The 1,773-nt window shown below is 37.2% G+C and carries 3 protein-coding genes; all 3 read right to left on the bottom strand.

Features of this window, described 5'->3' with window-relative positions; all coding sequences use genetic code 11:
• Positions 1 to 194: helix-turn-helix domain-containing protein (locus tag C6H66_RS24435; protein ID WP_146111040.1), on the bottom strand; the 194-nt coding region annotated here is incomplete at its 3' end.
• 49 nt (positions 195 to 243) lie between these two features.
• A complete protein-coding gene (locus C6H66_RS24430; protein WP_105397009.1) occupies positions 244 to 603 on the bottom strand; it encodes a P-loop NTPase family protein in 360 nt (119 codons plus the stop codon).
• Positions 604 to 866: 263 nt separating this feature from the next.
• Entirely contained in the window at positions 867 to 1,619 is a 753-nt protein-coding gene (locus C6H66_RS24425; RefSeq protein WP_105397008.1) for a hypothetical protein, read from the bottom strand.
• Positions 1,620 to 1,773: the final 154 nt, after the last annotated feature.

Here is a 1,773-nt window from a genome sequence, read left to right as displayed (position 1 = left end):
TGATTAAGGTAATCACTGATATGGCGGTCAACAGTGGTCTGATGGAGTCGCAATGCCTGGGCTATCATCATAGAACTCCACCCTTCAGAAGCCAGAAGGATAGCTTTTATTCTGTCTCGTACCTGACCATCACGAGTGGTGTCGTGAAGATGTTCAAGTTTGATTTTTTGTTCTGATGTAATAAATATTTTCATAGCGAGGATAATGATCTCCATTTCAGATAAAATCAAGCATCTTCAATGATTACGGGTATATACCAAAACCATTTAAATAGTAATCTAATTGATTTTTTAGATTACTTTTCCTATAACGTTTACTTAGATTTATCACATCCATTCCAGTAATAAAGTTATAAAAATTAACATTATCCGATATATAAAAGCCATGCCGTTGCAAACTAAATTTATGCTTTTCTCCCTTTTTTATAAAGTTAACTATTCCTTTTTTAACTTTATTTACACCAGCAATACTTGAAAGAAAAGTCGTTTTACCAGACCCATTAATTCCCGCAATACGGTTTAGTCCAACACCAAAATTACAATTAACCCCTGAGAAAATAGTCTTACTATTAATAACAACTTCCAACCCAACAACTTCAAGCATAAATATCTCCTAAAAATAACGTAAAAAACAAAAACAAACAAAGAAATACAATTTCTTCTCATCAGGCGAAAAAGGAAAAAGCCTGTCAAGAAAGGCGTCCCCAAACGCCCAGTAAATAAAATAGAGAAATAATAAGGACAGCGTTATCTTCAATATTTTCATACAGACAGTTCCTGTTTATCACAGTAATGCTGTAAGGCCAGTATTCCTTATTCTTCCTACTGGCCCACGGTCAATGGTTTTTACTGGAAACTCTGTTAGCACTACTTTATTTTCCAGTAGTCTATTGTTTGGCGATGAAGGTCAATTCGCCCATCAGGATATTCAACCCATTCTCCCCTTCCGTTAGTGACAGTAATTTTTGGCATCTTGGTTTCATCCAGTTTAGGCTTAAAGATAATTTTCCATTCCGCTCCTGGAATTAATTTCAGCCGAAAAGGAAACGAACTCACCACACCTTGTAAGTATATACGTTTCGGAAATCCTTCAGTTAAATCTAAAACAGGGTAAATAACTGGTCTGTAATCTATAGTATTCAATGCACGAGTCTCAGAGGCTTCAGAGTAATTTTCTCGTTCAGCATCGTTAATAAAAGCGGTTAAACCTGTCCCCGAATAGGGAACCGCATCTTTCACCAAATGGCTGACATCGGTATAATTAACCGATACATAAGCCCGCTCAATTTTCCATTTACACCAGCCTCCGCCACTAAAAGGCAATTTCGTCTGAAAATAACCGGTTCGCGCATCAGCTTTTACATCCAAACCTAGGCTATGATAAGTCGGTACTTTAAAAGGCGACATACCCGCATCAAATTGATATTTTAAGCAATCTTTTGACTTATATATAGCTGCTACATATGGCTCAGTGTGCTTCGGAGCCATTCCTTCTACCGTAATCAACTGCCCCTTTCCGACAGATGAAAAGGGAAGCAGCCAGTTAAAAAAGGCGTCGCCAAACGCCCAGTAAATAAAATAGAGAAATAATAAGGACAGCGTTATCTTCAATATTTTCATACTGATAATTCCTGTTTATCACAGTAATGCTGTAAGGCCAGTTCCCCTTGTTCTTCCTGCTGGCTGACCGTCAGTGATTTTATTAACTGCTTATCCATATCCAAAAAATAGAGATTTCGGTAGTAAACATTGTCAGGGATAAGCATCTTATAAC

Origin of the sequence: Photorhabdus hindustanensis (genome assembly GCF_002968995.1) — a bacterium.
Classification (GTDB): Bacteria; Pseudomonadota; Gammaproteobacteria; order Enterobacterales; family Enterobacteriaceae; genus Photorhabdus; species Photorhabdus akhurstii.
This window is presented reverse-complemented; position numbering and strand designations above follow the sequence as displayed.